The organism is Pseudomonas sp. FH4, from assembly GCF_000510915.2.
GTDB classification, from domain to species: domain Bacteria; phylum Pseudomonadota; class Gammaproteobacteria; order Pseudomonadales; family Pseudomonadaceae; genus Aquipseudomonas; species Aquipseudomonas brenneri.
On record NZ_AOHN01000048.1, the window covers coordinates 1 to 2,407 of the forward strand.

Consider the following 2,407-nt stretch of genomic DNA (forward strand, 5'->3'; position numbering starts at 1 on the left):
GCATCCTGCAGCGCCTCGGCGTGGGGTACGTCGAGATCGACGAGCGCATGCCCGATCGGGACTGGGACGTGGTGCTGCTGCGCCTGTCCGACTCCCAACTGTCGCAGAACCCCGAGCTGTTACGGGTACTGATCCAGCAATACGGCCGCACCTGCCGGCGTTATGACTTCGTGACCATCACCCCCGTGTCACTGCGCATCGTCGCGGTGGACTTCAACGACGATCAGCAAACGCTGGTCGCCAGCCTGTAGGAGCCCCCCAATGGGAGCCAGCATTACCCTTGCAGGTGAAAGCCTGATCGCGCAAAAACAAGGCGCACAACAACCCCTGATCGTTTCTCGGTTCGTCCTGGCCAACGTGCCCGGGCTGGACCCCAGCGGCCAGGTCGATCGGGCGGCGCCGAAGCCGGCCGCGCACCTGGTGGCGAGCTATGACGTCACGCAAAAAGGTTTTGTGAACCCCAACCAGATTGTTTACAGCCTGATGCTGGGCAGCGATATCGGGGATTTTGATTGGAACTGGATCGGCCTAGAGACCGCCGAAGGCGTGTTGCTGGCCGTGGCCTACGTGCCACTGCAGCAGAAGCGCAAGAACATCCCGCCGCTGCAGCTGGGCAACAACGTTACCCGCAACTTCCTGGTGGTGTTCGACGGCGCCCAGGCGCTGACCGGGATCACCATCGACGCCAAAACCTGGCAGCACGACTTCACTGTGCGCCTGCATGGCATCGACGAGCGCGAGCGCCTGAGCAACCGCGATACCTTCGGCCGGGCCTGCTTTTTCAGCGACGGGCTGAAGCTGGCCAAGGTCGGCAACAGTTACCAGGTGCAACCCGGGACGGCCTATATCGAGGGTGTGCGGGTGTTGGCGGCGGCTGCGGTCGCCGTGGCGCCGCCGGGCTTCCCTGCCAAAGCCTGGCTGGATGTGAGCCTGGAGCGCCAGTTAAGCGATGTGGTGGCCCGCTGGGAGGTGCGTTTCGGCGCCGCCCTGGCTGACTTCACCGACAGTGCCGGCGTGCGCCATTTCTGCGTGCCGTTGGCGGATCTGCCCAACTCCAGCACAGTGACCGATTTGCGCCAGGCCGAGCCGATCAGTGATCCCCTGGTGAAGCACTTTGCGGGCAAAAAGTGGGTTGAAGGCGAGCTGGACAAGAAGGCGGATAAAGGTTCGAGCCTTGAGGATTACAACATCCTCAACGCCATCCCCAACCTGAACCCGCTGCCCGAAGGCAGCCTGGATATTCACGGCGGGTCCTATAGTTTTTTGACTGCGCTCAATGAGTCGCATCTTTGCCAAAACTGCTATTGGAACGGTGCGAATTGGGTACGTCACGACGAAAAACGGGCAGCGGTGGCATTGATTGCCGGTGCCGGCAGAGTGCGGGTGCAGCGGGTTGGACCAGGTAAAAACCCAATCGCCTGGGCCTCAGCGTTCGACGTGCGTGACAGCGGTAACACCTACAGCTCTAGCGATATTGACCAGTTGATCGAGGCCATCAACGACGCGATCGACAAAAAGGCAAACAAAGGGACCACGCTGGACGAGTACAAGATCAAAGATGCGATCCCAAACAGGAATCCTTTGCCGGGCGACAGCCTGGATATTCACGGCGGAACCTATGCTTTCCTCACCTCCGCAACTGAGTCCAACCTTTCCCAAAACTGCTACTGGAACGGTACAGCCTGGATGCGTCATGACCAGTCTCGACCGTCTATTACGCTGTTCACCAACTCTGGAAACGCCTATGTGCGTAAGGCCGAGCCGGGACCGAACCCGATTGCCTGGACTTACAGCGGCAAATTAAGAGATAGCGGTGACACCTACGATATGACGGATATCGACCGCTTTTTGGACCAGCTACGCCAATCGGTAAACCAGCATCACCAGTGGTTGATCCTGATCGACGCCGAGCTAAAGAAGAAGGCCAACAAGGGCACCACACTCGCTGATTACGGGATCTTAAACGCCATTCCGAACGTTAATCCCCTGCCCGAAGGCAGCCTGGATATTCACGGCGGCTCCTACGGTTTTTTGACGGCCCTGAACGAAACCCACCTGGCGCAAAACTGCTACTGGAACGGCAGCAACTGGATGCGCCATGACGAATCCCGATCGTCGGTTGTACTGATTGCCGGTGCCGGTGTTTTGCGCGTGCAGCGCGTTGCCCCTGGGCCGAACCCGATTGTGTTTACGGGTTCGTCCGAGATCATCGACAGCAGCAAAAAGGCCCTTCCTGGGGTGCCCGGCATCGCGCCGATCGCCAGCCTGGAGCAACTGGACGCTGGGGCCGATGAAACCAGCATCGTGACGCCGCGCACCCTGCGTTGGGGGTTTTCGATCAGCCTGGCCGACAATGGCTATATCGCGTTCCCGCGCTGGTTGGGCGGATTGATCATCCAATGGGGCA

Annotated in this window: 1 protein-coding gene and 1 pseudogene; both read left to right on the forward strand. The window is 59.9% G+C overall.

The genetic code is table 11. The features are described 5' to 3' along the window. Positions 1-251 (forward strand): annotated as a pseudogene (locus tag H097_RS26540) (phage tail protein); the annotation flags it as partial. Positions 252-261: 10 nt separating this feature from the next. Beyond that, positions 262-2,407 (forward strand): phage tail protein (locus H097_RS28975; RefSeq protein WP_162237662.1); only part of this gene is annotated, 2,146 nt, incomplete at its 3' end.